This is a genomic window from Vibrio ichthyoenteri ATCC 700023, assembly GCF_000222605.1.
Classification (GTDB): domain Bacteria; phylum Pseudomonadota; class Gammaproteobacteria; order Enterobacterales; family Vibrionaceae; genus Vibrio; species Vibrio ichthyoenteri.
Window position 1 is genome coordinate 1 of the sequence record NZ_AFWF01000196.1, and the last position, 16,847, is coordinate 16,847.

General features: G+C 45.8%; 25 protein-coding genes. 15 read left to right on the forward strand and 10 right to left on the reverse strand.

What is annotated here, in order from left to right; genetic code table 11:
• Positions 1-274 precede the first annotated feature (274 nt).
• Together RH85_RS22075 and RH85_RS13965 are read left to right on the forward strand one after the other, a co-directional pair.
• On the forward strand, positions 275-703 hold the full coding sequence (locus tag RH85_RS22075; protein ID WP_006713346.1) for a regulatory protein GemA: 429 nt from the start codon (positions 275-277) through the stop codon (positions 701-703).
• Complete coding sequence (locus RH85_RS13965) at positions 700-966, forward strand: hypothetical protein (RefSeq protein ID WP_006713347.1); 267 nt, start codon at positions 700-702, stop codon at positions 964-966. Before RH85_RS22075 ends, RH85_RS13965 begins: the two co-directional genes overlap by 4 nt.
• Positions 967-1,165: 199 nt before the next feature.
• On the opposite strand, the gene RH85_RS13970 is transcribed toward RH85_RS13965, so the two are convergent.
• The 10 genes from RH85_RS13970 to RH85_RS14015 are packed head-to-tail and all read right to left on the reverse strand — an operon-like array spanning position 1,166 to position 6,597.
• Complete coding sequence (locus RH85_RS13970; RefSeq protein WP_006713348.1) at positions 1,166-1,687, reverse strand: hypothetical protein; 522 nt, start codon at positions 1,685-1,687, stop codon at positions 1,166-1,168.
• The gene (locus RH85_RS13975) at positions 1,684-2,097 is read right to left on the reverse strand and encodes a DUF5675 family protein (RefSeq protein WP_006713349.1); all 414 of its coding nucleotides are present in this window, start codon (positions 2,095-2,097) and stop codon (positions 1,684-1,686) included. The genes RH85_RS13970 and RH85_RS13975 overlap by 4 nt, the downstream gene beginning before the upstream one ends.
• Complete coding sequence (locus RH85_RS13980; RefSeq protein WP_006713350.1) at positions 2,072-2,287, reverse strand: hypothetical protein; 216 nt, start codon at positions 2,285-2,287, stop codon at positions 2,072-2,074. Before RH85_RS13980 ends, RH85_RS13975 begins: the two co-directional genes overlap by 26 nt.
• Complete coding sequence (locus RH85_RS13985; RefSeq protein WP_006713351.1) at positions 2,284-2,619, reverse strand: hypothetical protein; 336 nt, start codon at positions 2,617-2,619, stop codon at positions 2,284-2,286. Before RH85_RS13985 ends, RH85_RS13980 begins: the two co-directional genes overlap by 4 nt.
• Before the next feature lie 3 nt (positions 2,620-2,622).
• The gene (locus tag RH85_RS13990) at positions 2,623-3,753 is read right to left on the reverse strand and encodes a baseplate J/gp47 family protein (protein ID WP_006713352.1); all 1,131 of its coding nucleotides are present in this window, start codon (positions 3,751-3,753) and stop codon (positions 2,623-2,625) included.
• Positions 3,750-4,742, reverse strand: coding sequence for a phage late control D family protein (locus tag RH85_RS13995; RefSeq protein WP_006713353.1), 993 nt, complete (start codon positions 4,740-4,742; stop codon positions 3,750-3,752). Before RH85_RS13995 ends, RH85_RS13990 begins: the two co-directional genes overlap by 4 nt.
• Complete coding sequence (locus RH85_RS14000; RefSeq protein ID WP_006713354.1) at positions 4,730-4,954, reverse strand: tail protein X; 225 nt, start codon at positions 4,952-4,954, stop codon at positions 4,730-4,732. Before RH85_RS14000 ends, RH85_RS13995 begins: the two co-directional genes overlap by 13 nt.
• A complete protein-coding gene (locus RH85_RS14005; RefSeq protein ID WP_006713355.1) occupies positions 4,951-5,355 on the reverse strand; it encodes a phage tail protein in 405 nt (134 codons plus the stop codon). Before RH85_RS14005 ends, RH85_RS14000 begins: the two co-directional genes overlap by 4 nt.
• A complete protein-coding gene (locus RH85_RS23035) occupies positions 5,348-5,938 on the reverse strand; it encodes a hypothetical protein (RefSeq protein WP_006713356.1) in 591 nt (196 codons plus the stop codon). Before RH85_RS23035 ends, RH85_RS14005 begins: the two co-directional genes overlap by 8 nt.
• Positions 5,935-6,597 (reverse strand): phage virion morphogenesis protein, encoded by a 663-nt coding sequence (locus tag RH85_RS14015; protein ID WP_006713357.1) that lies wholly within the window; start codon positions 6,595-6,597, stop codon positions 5,935-5,937. Before RH85_RS14015 ends, RH85_RS23035 begins: the two co-directional genes overlap by 4 nt.
• A 132-nt stretch (positions 6,598-6,729) precedes the next feature.
• Between RH85_RS14015 and RH85_RS14020 the strand changes: the two genes are divergently transcribed.
• The 13 genes from RH85_RS14020 to RH85_RS14080 form a co-directional block, all read left to right on the forward strand.
• The gene (locus RH85_RS14020) at positions 6,730-7,272 is read left to right on the forward strand and encodes a DUF3486 family protein (protein ID WP_160162462.1); all 543 of its coding nucleotides are present in this window, start codon (positions 6,730-6,732) and stop codon (positions 7,270-7,272) included.
• Positions 7,241-8,854, forward strand: a complete 1,614-nt coding sequence (locus RH85_RS14025; protein ID WP_138956482.1) for a hypothetical protein — start codon at positions 7,241-7,243, stop codon at positions 8,852-8,854. Before RH85_RS14020 ends, RH85_RS14025 begins: the two co-directional genes overlap by 32 nt.
• Complete coding sequence (locus RH85_RS14030; protein ID WP_006713360.1) at positions 8,854-9,489, forward strand: phage baseplate assembly protein V; 636 nt, start codon at positions 8,854-8,856, stop codon at positions 9,487-9,489. The genes RH85_RS14025 and RH85_RS14030 overlap by 1 nt, the downstream gene beginning before the upstream one ends.
• Before the next feature lie 175 nt (positions 9,490-9,664).
• Positions 9,665-10,003 carry a GPW/gp25 family protein gene (locus RH85_RS14035; protein ID WP_006713361.1) on the forward strand — a complete coding sequence of 113 codons (339 nt, stop codon included), beginning with the start codon at positions 9,665-9,667 and terminating at the stop codon, positions 10,001-10,003.
• A complete protein-coding gene (locus RH85_RS14040) occupies positions 10,000-10,665 on the forward strand; it encodes a DUF7217 family protein (protein WP_006713362.1) in 666 nt (221 codons plus the stop codon). Before RH85_RS14035 ends, RH85_RS14040 begins: the two co-directional genes overlap by 4 nt.
• A gap of 74 nt (positions 10,666-10,739) precedes the next feature.
• Positions 10,740-12,059, forward strand: a complete 1,320-nt coding sequence (locus RH85_RS14045) for a phage tail sheath family protein (protein ID WP_006713363.1) — start codon at positions 10,740-10,742, stop codon at positions 12,057-12,059.
• Positions 12,056-12,544 (forward strand): phage major tail tube protein, encoded by a 489-nt coding sequence (locus RH85_RS14050; RefSeq protein ID WP_006713364.1) that lies wholly within the window; start codon positions 12,056-12,058, stop codon positions 12,542-12,544. The genes RH85_RS14045 and RH85_RS14050 overlap by 4 nt, the downstream gene beginning before the upstream one ends.
• 3 nt (positions 12,545-12,547) lie before the next feature.
• Complete coding sequence (locus tag RH85_RS14055) at positions 12,548-13,510, forward strand: hypothetical protein (RefSeq protein WP_006713365.1); 963 nt, start codon at positions 12,548-12,550, stop codon at positions 13,508-13,510.
• A gap of 2 nt (positions 13,511-13,512) precedes the next feature.
• Positions 13,513-13,848 (forward strand): hypothetical protein, encoded by a 336-nt coding sequence (locus RH85_RS14060; protein WP_006713366.1) that lies wholly within the window; start codon positions 13,513-13,515, stop codon positions 13,846-13,848.
• A gap of 1 nt (position 13,849) precedes the next feature.
• A complete protein-coding gene (locus tag RH85_RS14065; RefSeq protein ID WP_006713367.1) occupies positions 13,850-14,200 on the forward strand; it encodes a hypothetical protein in 351 nt (116 codons plus the stop codon).
• Positions 14,201-14,258: 58 nt separating this feature from the next.
• The gene (locus RH85_RS14070) at positions 14,259-15,257 is read left to right on the forward strand and encodes a major capsid protein (RefSeq protein WP_006713368.1); all 999 of its coding nucleotides are present in this window, start codon (positions 14,259-14,261) and stop codon (positions 15,255-15,257) included.
• Positions 15,258-15,266: 9 nt separating this feature from the next.
• Positions 15,267-15,788, forward strand: a complete 522-nt coding sequence (locus RH85_RS23040; protein WP_006713369.1) for a hypothetical protein — start codon at positions 15,267-15,269, stop codon at positions 15,786-15,788.
• On the forward strand, positions 15,739-16,847 hold a 1,109-nt coding region (locus RH85_RS14080; RefSeq protein ID WP_006713370.1), incomplete at its 3' end, for a phage portal protein family protein. The genes RH85_RS23040 and RH85_RS14080, both read left to right, overlap by 50 nt.

Consider the following 16,847-nt stretch of genomic DNA (forward strand, 5'->3'; position numbering starts at 1 on the left):
GATTATCTGACGCATTAGTGATGTTTTGAACCAAATAGAATCAATAGACTCTTGATTGCATACTAAGACTATTTGATAAATTTAGTCAAAGATGAGCTAACAAAATTTAGTAAGTTTTCGTTGCCCACCACAACTGAACAAAAAACTGTTTTAACTTGAATCCTTAACGTTGTCAGAACAAAGCATTATAAATATCTTGACGGCTAATCACTGGCGAGTTTTTGAACTACACAATACAATGCCCTTGCAAGTACGGTTTGCGAGGGCATTTTTTATGAATAGATATCAGCAATATGGCCTTATCCATAAAGGCATGAAAACTAAATTGACGGTTGAACTTGGCGAATTTACTGATGAAGCCTATCGCCGTTGTCTTGTCGATTTGACGGGTAAATCTAGTTGTAAAACCATGAATCACGTTGAACTTGAGAGTGTCATTGCTCATTTAAAAGAGCATCAATACCTCGATGGCCCAAAACCTCGCTACCAACCAGTAAAAACCAACAACCCAAACCGCCCAACAGATGCCCAATGGCGAAAACTCGCCGCGCTTTGCTATGCAAAAGGTTGGCAAGGTGGTTTAAAAGATCCTGCACTCACCGCATTTGTGCATCGTACTGCAAGCGTGAGTAATGTACGGTTTTTAACAAAAGTGACCATCAGTGAGGTCATCACTGGCTTAGAAAAATGGAACGCAGTATGAGCTCAGCATCAATGATGAAACCAGGTTTAGAGCCAGTCATCATTCACGACAAAGAAGACGTAGAAAAAGTGCTGCTGCAGATGTGGCCTGAAAACCGCATTCCAGCTCATGAGTTTCATGAGATGTTAACCCCGAATGACATCAGTATTTTGAAAGCCTATACAGGCTGTGGTCGGACTTACTATTCTATCAATGAAATCGCAGAAATTATTTGGACAAGAAGCAACTATGAAAACTCCGAGCCAGGATTCAGTAAAAATTAAACGCTGCTCTCAGGTATTCACGGGATGCAGTGCAGTCGCAAGACGCCGTGTAAAGCGTGAGTATGTGTTTGCGTTTCGTTTGCAGTCTTGGCTTACGTTCGTGCATCAAACGGAGCCTGATGAGCCAAGCAGTGGACAGATGTCCCTATTTTAAATACAAGAAAGCCGCCCTTTGATTGGGCGGCTTTTGTTCAAGGGACTATATCGGTTTTGGGTTAGGTTTGGCTTTTGGCTCTTTAAACGACGCGCCATAGAAGAAACTGATGATACCCGCGATGATGGTGCCAAGCAGAAAACCTAAAATGGTATCGGCAAAGCGAACCGCTTGATCTGGTATACTAATAAAGGTGATCGCAAAGAGGTATCCCGACGCCACTATCGCCCAATAAAATGAGAAATAATATAAGAACCGGTTGGCAAATTTATCGCCACTTTCAAGAGACTTTTCCTGCAGATCTCTAGCGTCTTTTTTATCCCCGAAAGCCAACTTATTAAACTCAAGTTCATGCTGCATTAACGCTTCTTCGACTTTGGCCGCCATTACGGGATCTTGAATGGCCTCAATCGTACTCGAGAGCGATGTGGTTCCGGTGACCGCTTGAGTAACCTTTAATACTTTATCAGCGATCTCATTGCCATTGTTACCACCAAACCAATTCGATACGGTATCGGTAACACCCAGCGCATTGGCAATCCCAAGCGCGGCACTAATTAGGCTCATAGTCTTACAATCTCCAATTCGTATTCGTCATCAACGAGTATTTCAAGGAGCTTATTCATTGCTGTACGACTATTTGCTACGCCCCACTTATCACTATGCATCTCTATCCCTGGCGCGATACAGCCTTCTAGTTGATGAGGGAAGTTAGCCGCATGAATAAGGCAGTGAGTGCGCTGACTTGGCCCATAAATAGTGACACCAACACTTGGGCATTCTAATGCAAAACAGAAACCGTATTTAGGTGATTTATGACGTTTTAGCCGATACGTACCAGCCGGAACACAGCTAAGACTTGGCAAATTATTGTTCCACTCTCGTTCGACGGTATAGCAAAGCGCACTACCATTCATAAAGATCTCACCAAAGGTACCTGTTGGCAATCCTTTAGTGATGAGTTTGAGTTTTTTCATGACGTTCTCCAGAGGTAAAAAGAGATTGCCAAGTAGCGACCAGTACGCCTAAGAACATCAGTTGCATGGTGGGCGAAAGGTCAGCCACTGCATACAACCCCATCGCCGCAATAAGACACATCCGCGCCTTATCACTGCGAACCATTACCGCCATCAACGTGGCTGCAATAAAGGTCAATATCATTGTCATCCTTTGCCTCTCCATATTTTGGCTATTTCGCTCAGCATTTTTATAGGGTTATGGGCAAGACGCTCCATGATAAGGTTCCAAGCCTGAAGGATATACCTTGCGGAATACCCAGCAACACCAGCTAACACTAATCGAAGTGTCTCATCCATCTCTATGCTCTCAAGGCCGATATAGACCAAAGCCAGCACAAACGTTGACATGACAACACCCGCAATAATGGTGCGCACATTCATGCTTTCGGTACTGGCTGCCTGAGAGAGCGCCCCTAATAACGCCATCGCTGATAACCCCAACATCATATCCAGCTCAACCAGCCAGTCCGTTAGTTTCATGCCTTACTCCACTTGCTCATCCACAATGTCATACGTAATGTCTGAGACGGTAATGACCGGATATTGGTGTGGTGCAATTGCTTTAAACTCAAGCGGTGTCGTCGCTAAATACACCGCTTGCATGACTTGTGCTTCGCTTGTTAAGTCTTGCGGCACAACATCACGGCCTAACTGCATTGTCCATCGAGCGGTTAATGCGTTCACTTTCGTGCGCACCGCCGTCACGGTACTGGTCGCCATTGACTGCATGTTAGCGTAAATCGAAATATGCAAAGTGGTGTCCATATGATAAGGCTGAGCGGCTTTGGCTTTAACTCGATCGCCAATAGGACGACGCTTTTGCGCGCTGCAATAAGCCTCCACGTCATTCAAGATGGCTTGACTTGGCAGTGAGTCATCCTTCATCCGCACATAGATATCAATATGGTTCGGCTCAGGACTTAACACCTTAACTCTTGCAATCCCTGGGTGGGCACTTCTGGCAAAATATTCGTAGGCATCATAAGGGCCTGCGCTTGAAAAGCCGGATGGCGCAAGATAGATGCGTTCAGCATAACTTTCATCAGACTCTTTATCGCTGCCACCCACGGAGATAGTGGTATTCACCGCACTCACAATCTCTGCCATCGGCTTAGAGATTTGTGATATTTCCCCTGCAGCAAAACCGTTTGCACCAGGGCCTACTTCTTGCGCGTACAACACCAATGTTTGAGTGCTTACACCCCGCGCGATGGTGTGCATTTCTTTGGTTTGAAAAATCGTCTTACCATCTTGCGCTAACATCACAAAACCTTTGTGAATATCGAACCCGCGATGGTCAGCTAAGAAGGTGAATAAAAATTCGGCGTTCGCAGAGGTTGGCTTTAAACGTTCGCAGTCTACTAAGTCACCAAGGCGTTCTAGTCGAACGTCTTTCGCAAACGCCAGTAAGTTTTGCTTACCTTCAAAGTTGATTTCATCAACCAGCATTTCACGCTCATACGCTAACTGCTCGAGTTGGAAGGTTTCTGGATCGTTGGTGCTTGGATAGTGCTTTGTTGCTGATTGGTAGTTATTACGCACTCTCGAGAGCGTTGTTTGGTAATCCGAATCAATCAGTTTCGGCTCAGGTAATTGGCCTAATGGGGTTTTCATTCTCGTTTTCCTATTGTCGCATTGCACGTCCAACCGCCATCACTCACTGTTGTGGTTTGATTGAGTACCATCCAGCTTGGATGAAGCTTACCAACATGAGTAAAGTTCATCTCTTGACCAGAGGTAATGGGTGTTGCGGTCAAAGTGATGCTTCCCGTGCTTTTTGATTGGTTGTTTTGCTCTTTGAGTGCGGCGTTTGCGTAAGTCACCGCTTCATCGTGTGAGGTGACAGGTGCATCATAAAGGCGCAATATTTGCGCGTTAGAAGCCTGATCATCCCCCGCGATGTATTGAATTAATTGCCGCTTATCTTGATCGTAATAATCAATTTTAACGGCGGTGTATTGCCCTCGAACGACCTCGGGTAAATCCAGCTTTTGAATACGATTGCGATCGGTGACCGATAGCGTTAATGGTGCAATACCTTTAGGAACCCCCATATACAAGGTGCCGCTTTTAATATTCACAGGCAGACCATAGCGTGACGCTAAGCGTTTTATCATCGACATAGAGGATTCCGCTTGCTGCTCAACACGTGTTAGCGTGACATCCTCACCCGTCAGCACCGCGTTCATGCCAGCTTCATTGGCCACAATGTTGAGCAGCGCTGAGAGCGCAATGTTATCAAAGGCACGTGATTGCGCTTTGTCTAAATCGCCTCGGGCCAGCTTGGCCGCGTTCGCACCGATAATGAGCTCATCAGGAGCAAAACGAAACTTGATATCATCTATCTCGAACACGCCCCACATCCAAGTGCTGTCTTGATAACGCACACCTGCTTTTAAGATATCGCCTTTACTTGGATACCAAGCATCTAAGAAGCGTCCGTCAGGATTGCGAAGCGTGATTGAGAGAGTGTCAGGGACACTGGTTTCATCAACTTGTAGGCTGTCGCTAAAGCTGATGTGTTTGACATAAGCGCCTAAGCTCTGCGTCACATCACGGCCAGCCCAATCAAGCACGATGGTCGGTTTGATTAACGTTGCCATGGGGCAAGCTCGATAACAGTATGGGCTTGCGCCTTAATGTTTTGCTCTGGAACAAGTACCTGAGCACCACCAGGCAACACAAAACTGTGCAGACGAACCAACTTACGATTGTGCGTTCGAAGCTGTTTCACCATTTCAGGGGTAGCCATTCCGTAAGCGCGAAGGCACAGCGTGTCCCAGCGTTCACCGTCAATCGCAAAGAGGGTCTTCATTCGCGTACTTCCACCAAACTCAGTTGATAGGTGGATGCGATGAGAATTCCTTCAGGGGTGGTTTCATCGTAAGTTTGACTCATGCTTTTACACTTGAAAAAACCCAATACATTATGGCCAATCACCAAGGGTTGAGCATCGTCACTGTTTGATTGTTTTAGCATGACGTCATGATGCTTAGCTAAATCGCAAAACTCGTTGTGTACCGCAATGGTGATCGGTAATGTTCGCTCTCCTTCACCCATAAATTGATGATGAGGGTACCCATTAAGCACGTTTTGAGCAGGCACTCGCCAAGTGCGATTGTCACTGATTGAATGAGGCGTGAATAAGGTTTTAAAACCGCAATCCCCCCATGCTCCCCAATGACCACTTTTTAAAATTTTTTGTGCATTATTCAACGGTATTTTCCTCGTTATTGTGATCGTTAACCATCGTGATAGTACGCAATGTAGGGTTTGGAAAATGACGATGCAGTGTGAGTGATAACCTGGCTTTCCATTGGTCTTCATACGCCATGATGTCATCGCTGATCTCATCGTGGTCTGAAAACTGAGATTGATTGGCAAACCCATCGCCTACGCGAGTTGCCCCATAAAGCAGCGCATCGCCGACCACAGAGAGCGACCAGTCAGGGTGAGCTAATCGGATCTCATCACGCTCATTCAAGGCTTCAGCAACATCTTTAATATCGAGCGCTTTGCCTGAAAGCATTTCCGTAATGAGCAATGATTCAGCCAGTGAGGTATGAGTTAAGGCTTCACGCATATTGCCTCCACTGATGCGATAAGAGATCACAATATCCATCAAACATTCATAAGGCATATAAGCCATGTTTGTATTTTCAATGGGTAATGGCGTGAGTTTAATGTTACTGGCCATCACCCGAACGTGACGCCTTGCGGTCGCGTTTGAAGGCTCCATGATGGTCGTCATACGCAATCGACCCATTAATAGCGCTCTTAACTTATCTAAAGCTTTCATGTTTTATCCTCAAGTACGCGTTCAATAATGCGAGTTAAGGTTTTCTCTTGGGTTTCATACAATTTCATAAACTCTCGCTTAGGCACCTTGATGCCAGAGCTTCGGTAGAAAAGCACATAAAACACCCCCTTTGCATTTTCGCTGTATGTACCATCTTTTCGTTTTCGGGCGCTCTTGTTGTGTTTTGATTTAATTTTTAGACCAAACGGTTTCGCTCCTGGTGGCGCGCGCCCCATGATGGCTTTAGGACGAAAGAAGATTTTCCATCCTTTTGACTCAAGCTGGCGCAGCGTTTTTTTTACCCCCCAAGCATTCACACGTTGCTTGACTTGCTTATTAACAGGGATCGCTAATTTTTGTGAATGCTTAGGCTTTAGCGTACCGCCATCATTAATCAGTTTGGCGTGAGGTTTTATGGTGCCGACGACGGTGTTATCACCTTGGGATTGGTAATTTATGGATGCTCTTGTATCTCCCGTATCTTTTAACGGTTTGGCACCATTATTTTTAAGCTGCTTGGTCAACGGCGCATTGGCCTTAAAAGGGCCATCCATATTCTGTTGCACCATAGAGACCGCTAAAGGCCCAATCTTATGACCCAGCGTTGTCAGAGCTTGCTCTCGCTTTTTCAGTGCATTAACAAAGGTCGACGCCACCATCACAACACTCCTGTTTTCGATGCTCTAGCTTAGGTTTTATAAGGGCTCAATCTGGTTCATATGAACCAAGAAAACGGTGTTTTTCGTTACTTTTTCTCTGTCCCAACGGGTATAACGATAAGGAAAAATATTGTGGGGAGACGAAGTAAAGCGGAGGCGATGGGCATTGTTGAACGCATCATTGACTTGTACACGCGCGATAAACTGAACTCTGAAAAAATCGCTAAGGTGCTCAATGATGAAGGCATCAAGCTCAGTGCGCGCGCCATTCGCCGCACCATTAAAACCAATGAAGAAGCCGCGATTAACCTTCGTAAAGCGCAAGAAGAGAGCAAAATATTACTCGACAGCATTAAAGATACCGCTGGCACGGATTTGGTTGATGCGGCTAACCAGTTACTGGCGCGCAAGCTTGTGGATTACATCAAAGACTTAGATGAGCTCGATTTTGATGATCCCAAAGATATGTTTTCAGCGCTTCAATCAGTCACTGGAGGTACTGTTGGCGTGGGCCGTTTGAAGATGGAATTTACACGCGGGGTAAAAGCGGCCAAACAAGATCTGAAAAAAGAGCTCACTCGTTTATTGTCCGAAGACGATCCCGAACTGTTGATCCGCTTAGTCGAAGCGATTGAATCTATCGATGTCGAATATAAGCGAGGTCGTGGTGTTTGATAAACATGAGCTTCAGCGACTCAAAGAGCAGGCGCAATTGCGTCTACACATTCAAGCCAAAGCTCAAGGCAAGGAGTCTCGATTAGCAACGGCGAAAACGGACTTTGCCTATTTTTGTGAGACTTACATGCCCAAGGCATTTCCTGTGCCTTTTGCTGACTATCAATTAGCGTTAACACGCCTTGTCTCTACTCGGCAATTAAACTTTGCCGATGAGCAGCTTTTTCGCTCCGTCACGGCCAGCGACGATCATGTTTTTATTCAAATGCCAGAAGGTGAGCTGGAGGGGATCTTAGATATTGAACCTCGCGATCACGGTAAAACCACACGTAATACGCAAGCGCTCCCTCTATGGTTGGCACTGAATTACCCTGGTTCATTCATTGTTATTTGCGCGGCCAGTAAAGACTCCGCGCAAGATATGATTGATGGCATCAAAACGATGCTAGAAGAAGACGACCAAATCATCGCGGATTACGGCTTTCAAAAAGTGAAAGGGAACACTTGGGCGAAGCGCAAAATTCAGTTGGCTAACGGCTCTGCCATTCAAGCGGTCGGTGCGGGGCAATCGCTTCGCGGGGTGAAAAATGAATTCCAACGTCCGACTCACATTATTTGTGATGACCTATTAAAAGATGATGAAGTGGAATCAGTAAAGCGACGACGTGCGCTTTATAACTGGTTTAAGCGGGTTATTTTGAACTTGGGTAAAGGTGCATTAACCGTCATTGCCAATACCATCATGCATCCCGATGATTTACCTAGCCGACTGCTAAAAGAGATCGCCGAAGGAGTAATGACCGATTGGATTGGTCTTCGATTTGGCGCGATAACTCCATTAGGTGAACCGCTTTGGCCAGCTCGTTGGCCATTGCCTCTACTCATGGACAAGAAGCGCAAACTGGGCTCCCACATTTGGGCAACGGAATATGAAAATAAACCGATGTCGGATGATGAGAAAGTCTTCAACATGAATACCGTGAAGACCTATCACCCCAGTGAAGTGGACTTGCGTGATTGTGAGATAGGGATGGCCGTTGACCCTGCTACCGGAGTGGAAGGAGGCGACGACTCTGCCATTGCCGTGATTGCTAAGCACAAGCATACCAACGTGCTCTATGTGTTGTTTGCTGATGGCTGGATTGAATCTGATTTAGCGTTTGCTCGGCGTATTGTTTCAGTCTATCTCCAATTTAAACCCGCGTTCGTTATTATCGAAGAAGTGGCATTTCAGAAAATATACCGTCGTGAAATTCAGCGCGAAGCTCTGCGACTTGGTGTCGTTCTACCGAGCGAAGGTTTTCGTGGTGGAAATAAGTTTCTTCGAATTAAGAGCCTACAAGCGTTGTTTGAAACCGAAACTTTATTGATATTGGAAACCATGACGCGCCTTAAAGATCAACTCGATATGTATCCACGTGGTAAAGATGACATTCCAGACGCCATCGAGATGTGTATTCAAAGACTCATCACCGTGTTTGTTGGTGGCTCAGCGGCGCAACCTCGTAACCCAAGACCAAAGAATGCGATGGCTCAATTGGCAAAGCGTCTCGGCTCTGGCGTTCGACGAATGGTGAGATAATGAAGATCTTCAAAGAGCTCAAAGCGCGACTTGATACGCTCTATGCTCGGATGACACGCATCGTGAGCATTGGTGAAGTGATTGAGGTTGAGGGTACTTCACACCGCGTAAAAGTGGCGTTAAAAGGGCTCGATGGTGTGCCATCCGTTTGGTTGCCTGTATTGGCCTTTCGCACCAAAGGGGTTCAAGTGGTGCATAACCTTGAAATTGGCGAGCAAGTGGTTTGCCTCTTTCCCCCAATTGGCGATATGGCCAGAGGGTTTGTGTTGGGCGCGCTGTACAACCAATCAGAAACGCCTTTTCAGAGTGATGTCAAAGTGTTTGGCATGAAGTTCAATGATGGCACGGTGATCACTTATGACGAAGGGAAGCAGATTCTGCTGGCAGAAATTGGTGGCGGTGGTCCGACATTCACTATGGATAAGAATGGTACTCGATTTGTTTCTGATGTTGATATTGATGGTCATGTCACGATTACCAAGACATTCAAAGTTCAGCAAGATGTCACCTTTGAATCCAACTTGAAGGTCAAAAAAGAGGTAATGGACAAGAGTGGTTCAATGACTCAAATCCGAATGATCTACAACGGTCACAATCATGGCCCTTCACCCACCCCAAACCAACCAATGAGTTAAGCGCGCTAGAAACGATTCTAAGCGTTTTTATCTTGAAGTGGCGTAATGGTATGAAAAATTTGCTTTCAAGGCTGTTGAATTACCTACAGGACTGGTTGAACGCTATCACGAAACTATTTTTCAAGAGAGCGTCGTTCAATCGTTTATTACATTCAAAATCCGGAGGATTGAACGCATGAAGTATGCGATTCGATTAGATGGTGAAGGTCGCTGTCAAACCCTCAAAGAAGATGTATTGCAATCACTCAAAGTATTGCTGCATACCCCAAAAGGCACTCGCATTTACGATCCTGAATATGGGTGTGATGCAATGAGTTATGTTGACCGTCCTCAATGGGAGATGTCTAAGCTGATGGTCGATATCACCAGGCAGGTTAAAAAATATGAACCTCGCATCGAGATGAGCCAGATTTTTGTGGTGGCCTCAGAGATGGCGTTGGGGCAGTTTTCGATACGCGCTACCTTTACCTTATTAGAGACGGGTGAGCAATTTAGAGAGATCTCTTTATTATGAATATTGATGTTTACAAAGCGTTAGGCAGTGGCTCAATGAGCATGACCTGCCCAGGTATAAATGAAGCTAAAGCGGCGCAAAGTACCACCAATGAAGCGATTAGAAAGCTCAATGCCCTCGGTTTGGATGAACTACAAGAAGTCGATATTGCTCTTATCACTCAGATTGAAAGTAAGCTCAGTGCGGCGACCTCCGCAATGGATCGCACAATGGGCCACATGCAAAGCTTGGCAGATAATGCGCTGTGGCTTTCGAGTAAATCCAACATGGTGAGCACGCTCGATACCATGGCAGGTTTACCTGTGTCGTCTTGTGTTAATACCGACAAAGTCTTTGGCCCGATAGCAGGCGGTGCGGACAAACTTTTTACCGCAGGATCAGAAGTTGCATCGGTTATTGGTCAAAAGGTTGATGACTATCTCTCCGGCGCGATGAGCGCACTTGAACTTGAAGAATACCTATCTGGTGTGTCAGGACTAATTGATGACTGTACCGCTCAGTTCGATGCCATGGTGGCAGAAGGCAAAGCTATCATTGATGAGTTTGAGAAAAAAATCATGAATTCGGGTATTGCGAGCGCCATCGATGCTGTATGGAACAACCCTTGTACCCAAGCCATCATGCAAGCGACCTTACCTGATGACATTAAGCAACACCTCTAAGATCGTGCATATGAACCTCGACTAACGAGGTTTTTCTTATGCTACTCCCTACTAACTGATAGGGAGTACCCCTCATGAAACACGGTGTCGATACCGTAGAAGTGGTCTCAGGCCCAACCCCAATCCTTGATGTATCGAGTGCGATTGCAGGAGTATTTGGGAATTCTCAAAAAGCTAATCCAGGGAGCATCATTAAGACGCTCTCTTTTGATGAAGCCAAAGAGAAATTAGGTGAAGGTACATTGTTGAATGCACTTGAGCGTATTTATAAATACTCTGAACGTGCGACGGTTATTTCTTATGTTCTACCACCACCGATTGACTCAAATCCTAGATCATCGAAAAGCAATGTAAAAAAATCGGTCGTTCTTCCTCAAGAACAATCCGATCTTGCTATCGTCAATGCCTCTAGTGCGGAAGAAAATGCGGTAGCACAGGCACAAGTTCGCCTTGAGCAAGCAAAAGCTGCCGACCCTGAGCTTGGGTTCTTTTTGGAAAGCTTACCGCTTATTCGTCAAACACAGGCAGTCTATGGCTTTATGCCAAAGGTTTTCTTAGCTCCTGGTTTGATTGACAAGCCTGGCGCTGCGTCACAAGCCGTTGCGGCGATCCGTAAAACCCGAGGCATGTGGATCACCGAACCGCCAGCGGGCTCAACCCAAGAGCAAGCGCGCGTGTTTGCTAACGGCATAAGTGACTATCGTGCGACCTGTTACTACCCACGTCTTAAAGTGCTCAATAACGAAGGAGAAATACGCCTTGATTGGGCTGCGCCGTCTTACGCTGGTCTCATCATCCAAATGGATAAGAACCTAACAGGTGAGCCAATGGAAACGGGTTACTGGTGCAGTCCTTCTAACCTCAAATTGGTTGATGCGGTCGCCTCTGAGCATGATTTGGAATACTTACCAAACGATCCTGATTGTGACGTCGTGCAGCTCAACAAGGCTGGCATTGTCACCACCATTAATTTCAATGGGCTTCGTGCCTTTGGCAACCGCAGTACCGCTTATCCATCGAAATCGGATGTGATGACCTTTATCGCTTGGCGACGGACCATGGACATCATCGAAGAAGCGATTGAGAAGTTTGCGATGCAATACCTCGACCGTCCGATGTTCACGAGTCCTGATGATTTAGCCAACACCTTGATTGGTCGAGTGGCCGAAAGTGTCAACGACTACCTACGTGAAAAAATTGGTGAATCATTGGTGTTTGGTGAGTGCTTTATCAAAGAAGAGCAAAACCCTTTGAGTAATTTAATGCAAGGCATGATCAAGTTTCATTACAAAGCGACGCCAGCCATGGTGATGGAAAGTATTGAATTTGAAGCTGAGATTTATTCTCAAGGTTTAGAAAACGCGCTGTCACAGCTATTAGGAGGTAACTCGTGAGCCAAAACGCTAGCGTCATTATGACCAATCAATCGGTTTACATTAACGAATCACAGTACATCGGGCGTGTTAAAAGCATGAGCGCTGAAGTGACGCGCAAAACCAAAACCCTTGGAGGGCTCGGTGGTGTTGGAGGTATTGATGTTCCAACAGGTAAGTTTGAGCCGATTAAAGCCTCTGTCCCTTTTGGTAGCTTAGCCCCAAAAGATATCCGCACACTCAACGAGAACGGCGGTTATGTGAAACTTCGCTTTACAGGTGTGGTGCGCATGCTTGATACCCATTCAGGTATTCGCAAAAACGGCGCTATGACGACTCGTCTTCACGGTTATGTATTAAACCCACCAGTACCCAACTATGACGATGAGCAACAAGATTACACGGCGAATATCTCGGTGCAATTTTTGGAAGTTTCCGATAGCAGCGGTCAGATATTTATGATCGATTTTGCCAAAGGACTCTCGTTCCCACAGCTAGGAGCGTAACCCATGCCTCGAATGAGAAAAATGTCCATCGTTACGACGGGCGTTCAAAAGAACGGCAAAGTGGTCACAAAAGCAATGTTGGAAAGTGCGATATCAAACTTCAATCAGGATGCAAGGCCACCTGTCGTAACGGGGCATATTGATGATTGTAGCGACCGCTTTCCTGCTTATGGCCGAGTGGATAACCCTCAACTGATTGAGAGCCAAGAGCAGTCTGGTGAATCTGAACTCATCATCGAGGTGCATTACAGCGCCTTTTTAGAAGAGATGGAAGACAGCGGTGACTTTGAAGGGTTCAGCATTAGCCTTCACCCGCTTGAAGGGCGTGAGGGTTGGTATATCCATCATCTGGCCATTCTTGGCAGTTTGCCTCCTGCGGGCGACACCAAAACATTAGAAGTGGTTGAGCTAAGCGCTCTACCGAAAGGAAAACAGGCTGTGCAACTCTCAGCCACGATAATTAAAGCGAGTATTTTAGATATGGATGAAGAAGCCCTAAAAGCCCTGGTCACCACCATGACAACAGACGCGGTAAAAGTGGCGGTTCAAGAAGCGTTAAATTCGAATTCAGAGAACACGCCAGCTCCTGCAAATTTACCAACAGATCATGTTGAATCTGATGAGACTAAGCAGCTTAAAAATCAATTAGCACAGGTTCAAGAAACTACCAAAATAACGCGTATTAATGAGATTAAAGCGCTTGCTGAAACCAAAGATATGTCAGCCGATGAGCTTAAACCTATCGTTGATGCCCTTGAAGCGACTGATGCTGTGAACCTATGTGATAACTCTGATAAAGGGATGTTTGCGAATATGAAACGCATTGTTCAGGCCAAGCCCGCCAAATCGCCGCTACCAGGACAGAGTCTGTTTTCAGGTTTACCCAACGCTCCTGTCAATCTATCGGCAGACAACCAAACCACCGACGTCGATATGATGAGCATCGCGTCTGAATCAGGATTCTAATCATGAGTGAATTTTTCAAACGTACGGAGTTTAATCTTGCTTCTGTGGTTGCCACAAACAAGCTGAATCAAACTCGTAATATCGGCATTAAAAACGGCGTCACCGGGCTTAAGCGCGGCTTAGTGGTCATTATCAAATCAACAGGCATCGAGCCTTGGGATGGCACTGCAACGGGTAAGCTTGCTATTACGACTCAAGCGCAGCAAGACGGTCACTCTTCCGTCCCGTGCTTGGTGACTGGCGGTTATCTTGCCACACAGGTTTTTGTTGGTAATGCGCCGATTAATGAAGCGCAGAAACTCACGCTAATGGCCTCAATTTTATTTGAGGGCCAATAACATGGAGAAGTCGCAATTACTGAAATCGAACCAACAAAAGTTCAATCAAGCTTATCTCTTGATGCAAAACACGCTCGGTGGAAACCCAATCGCTCTGCTTAACAATGATGACTGCGTTCAAGTGATCGAAGAAGCGGCCAAAGCGCTTGAGCAAATGCACCACATCGCTCGAGAGTGTCACGGGGCAAATGAAGACGGTTTGAGTGAACCTGAAGAGCCTGAAGAGCCTGAAGAGCCTGAAGAGCCTGAAGAGCCTGAAAGTATCGTCGAGCAGGCCGACAAAAAGGTCAAAGAAAAAAAAGCAAAGGCCCCTAAAGCCACTGAACAAAACGAAGGCTCAACTGAGCAGTAATGTAGATACCGGCTTTTTTAAAAACAAGAAAGCTGCTTAAAGCACAAAGAGAAGAACTATGGATTTATTAGCCCTAATTTCTGGCATGTTGACCCCTGAATTTATTTCAGAGCTGCTAGCAAAGTTTAAAAAGAACCACACGAAAACCTACCCAATCCGCGATCTGATTTACGGTAAAGGTGTACAGCACCCGTTTGCAAGCATTTCGCTGGCTGACTTACAACGTGAACTATCAAACGTGCCAGTGGTGCGTCGTGGTACAGAAGCCTATGCACTGGATAAAGGTACGGGTGCAATGGTGAAAATCGACCCTAATGGTATCGACGTCTCTGATTTTGTGTCTGCGGCAGACATTAATGACTTGGCGATAGTTTTCCAACAACAAGGTGAAAAAGCGATTAAGGCGTACCTTGAAACTCGCATCAATGACATGTTGATTGTGGTGCAAAAAACCATTGAAGCCATGTCTGCACAATCGCTAACGGGTGTTATCGCATATCCGATGAAAACGGATGCAGGCATGGATTTGTATCAAATCGAGTTTGGCACTCCCCTTAATCACGCATTGACGACAAAGCTCACGGCAAGCGCCTCTATTTCTGAGCTGTATCTTCTGCTTGAAGCGATGCATGAATCTTTGCAGCTCAAAGAATATGGAGACGTCGTTAAAGTTCTGGCGGGTAGCAAAGCGTATGGCACCGCCTTGTCTATTGCCACAGCAAAGAGCCAAAACACCATCAAAGTGGTTTTAGGTGAACAAGGTGAAATCAACGTCGGTGGCTACAGCATTATTAAGCAATCAGGTAAGTATAAAGGCGTGAACAATGCGATGACTGATAAAGTCGATGCGAAGTCATTTTGCATGATCGACATTAACGCAAACCACAAGCTGTATTATCTGGCCCTGGATGACATTAAAGCAGGCAACAAGCCGATGCCATTCTTTGCAACTCATGATGTAATTTCAAATCCATCGGGACTTGAAATCTTGGGTAAATCTAAACCGTTACCAGCACCTATCACCAACGCTATCTGTTGGTCTCAGGTTGTTGCATAAGGAAACCTCATGACCCTTGATGACTTCAAGCGGTTAGTGACTCCGGAGGGCGTGAAAAACGCCCTCGAACCCCAACTCTATCTGTCACTAACTGGCGATTTAGCTCAGTTGAGTCAACCTGTGCCCAAGCATAGTTTGGTTGCCTTCGATGAGTTTGATGATGACTTTGATCTTGAGGAGCAACCCCGTACTTATCCAACCAGCATCATGACGGCTTGCACAAATGCGGCGACATGGGGATACGTAACATTGCTTCAAGCCGATGCGATCCATAAAGCGTACAGTGAAGATGAACACGCCGTGATTGGGATGGCTTTGGTTAATCGAGCGATTTATGAGTTAGGCCGTATTAGCCAGTTTGATGTGAGTTTTCATTCTAATAAAAAAGATGCGCAAAATTTGATTGATGCCGTTCTTGGGCGAGTGCCTTCTATCGATGGTCAATCTTCCTCTTACTACGTTGGTGCGAGTGTCACTAAAGATGAAAAATCCAAATCTCAAAATCTCAACCCTTTCTTCAAGTTTACCTAACGCGACAACGAATTACCTGACGCAATATTACCCTGTGCCATCGCAATTAGGCGGCAATGCTCAAAATACCTATGACGCTTATTGGGGAGCGATTGAAGCCATGTTGCTTGATGATGAAGTCTCTGGTGATTTAGAGCTCAGAAAGACGGTAGCACTGAGTATGCCCTGGTTTTGGGAGGGAACAGAGAATGCAGTGGCCAATACTAAACGCTTACTTTCCTTTATTGATTTTGACGCGCTATTGATGGCGGCATTAAAGCATCTTGAATACGGGTTTAATCCGATTGAATTGGATTGGTTTGCTCAAGGTAATGACGTTTATCCCATTGGCTTTAGTGCGCGCGCTCCGAAGCTTTTTCGAATTGGTCAGCAAGGTGATTTACTCTACCTTCATGGTAACTTTGAATCACTTCATGTTACCCCAGGCAAAGTCATGGTGTTTGTTCGTAACGGCTCAAAAGAGAAGCCTTATGGGGAGAGCTTACTGGAATCCGTATGGCCAACATGGCAAGTAAAATGGACGCATATTTCAAACCTTGATCGCTTAGGGGAAAAATATGCAGTGCCATCGGTGGTGGCCTTAGCCAAAGATGGCGCAAATCAAGATGACTTGAATAACATATCAGCTAGCCTTGCGTCACTCGATGGCGGCTCTGGCATTGCGCTGGGCGGGGTAAGTAGCCTACAAGAGCTTAAAATATCGGGCAAGGCAACGGAGCTTGTCGATGTGATCAAGTTCTATGACAACAAGATCTGTAAACGCATCACAGGCCAAACTCTCTCAACGGGTAATCAGGAGTACGGCTCTCGTGCATTAGGTGAAGTTTTTGAACGGGCGACATTGCGTATTACGGCCAGTGATTTAAAAGTAGTGATCAATACCATCAATATTACGTTAATGCGCTGGTTGAAAATGCTCAACCCCACATTAGAAATCGCCTTAATGCGGTTTGATGAAGAGGCATTCAAAGCCTTGTTAGCGCAATCTGCAACCACACCAAGTAATGAACCATTGTCACTCTCTAATGTCCCTGATGAGAAATACTTACTATGCCTATA

Bases quoted from the DNA above. Each gene is read 5' to 3' on its own strand.
- RH85_RS14025 (WP_138956482.1), top strand. From the start codon at position 7,241: ATGTCGAATATAAGCGAGGTCGTGGTGTTTGATAAACATGAGCTTCAG.
- RH85_RS14035 (WP_006713361.1), top strand. From the start codon at position 9,665: ATGAAGTATGCGATTCGATTAGATGGTGAAGGTCGCTGTCAAACCCTC.
- RH85_RS14015 (WP_006713357.1), bottom strand. From the start codon at position 6,597: ATGGTGGCGTCGACCTTTGTTAATGCACTGAAAAAGCGAGAGCAAGCT.
- RH85_RS14000 (WP_006713354.1), bottom strand. From the start codon at position 4,954: ATGAAGACCCTCTTTGCGATTGACGGTGAACGCTGGGACACGCTGTGC.
- RH85_RS14070 (WP_006713368.1), top strand. From the start codon at position 14,259: ATGGATTTATTAGCCCTAATTTCTGGCATGTTGACCCCTGAATTTATT.
- RH85_RS14065 (WP_006713367.1), top strand. From the start codon at position 13,850: ATGGAGAAGTCGCAATTACTGAAATCGAACCAACAAAAGTTCAATCAA.
- RH85_RS14060 (WP_006713366.1), top strand. From the start codon at position 13,513: ATGAGTGAATTTTTCAAACGTACGGAGTTTAATCTTGCTTCTGTGGTT.
- RH85_RS13995 (WP_006713353.1), bottom strand. From the start codon at position 4,742: ATGGCAACGTTAATCAAACCGACCATCGTGCTTGATTGGGCTGGCCGT.
- RH85_RS13990 (WP_006713352.1), bottom strand. From the start codon at position 3,753: ATGAAAACCCCATTAGGCCAATTACCTGAGCCGAAACTGATTGATTCG.
- RH85_RS23035 (WP_006713356.1), bottom strand. From the start codon at position 5,938: ATGAAAGCTTTAGATAAGTTAAGAGCGCTATTAATGGGTCGATTGCGT.
- RH85_RS22075 (WP_006713346.1), top strand. From the start codon at position 275: ATGAATAGATATCAGCAATATGGCCTTATCCATAAAGGCATGAAAACT.
- RH85_RS14045 (WP_006713363.1), top strand. From the start codon at position 10,740: ATGAAACACGGTGTCGATACCGTAGAAGTGGTCTCAGGCCCAACCCCA.
- RH85_RS14055 (WP_006713365.1), top strand. From the start codon at position 12,548: ATGCCTCGAATGAGAAAAATGTCCATCGTTACGACGGGCGTTCAAAAG.
- RH85_RS13980 (WP_006713350.1), bottom strand. From the start codon at position 2,287: ATGACAATGATATTGACCTTTATTGCAGCCACGTTGATGGCGGTAATG.
- RH85_RS13975 (WP_006713349.1), bottom strand. From the start codon at position 2,097: ATGAAAAAACTCAAACTCATCACTAAAGGATTGCCAACAGGTACCTTT.
- RH85_RS14030 (WP_006713360.1), top strand. From the start codon at position 8,854: ATGAAGATCTTCAAAGAGCTCAAAGCGCGACTTGATACGCTCTATGCT.
- RH85_RS13970 (WP_006713348.1), bottom strand. From the start codon at position 1,687: ATGAGCCTAATTAGTGCCGCGCTTGGGATTGCCAATGCGCTGGGTGTT.
- RH85_RS14040 (WP_006713362.1), top strand. From the start codon at position 10,000: ATGAATATTGATGTTTACAAAGCGTTAGGCAGTGGCTCAATGAGCATG.
- RH85_RS13985 (WP_006713351.1), bottom strand. From the start codon at position 2,619: ATGAAACTAACGGACTGGCTGGTTGAGCTGGATATGATGTTGGGGTTA.
- RH85_RS13965 (WP_006713347.1), top strand. From the start codon at position 700: ATGAGCTCAGCATCAATGATGAAACCAGGTTTAGAGCCAGTCATCATT.
- RH85_RS23040 (WP_006713369.1), top strand. From the start codon at position 15,267: ATGACCCTTGATGACTTCAAGCGGTTAGTGACTCCGGAGGGCGTGAAA.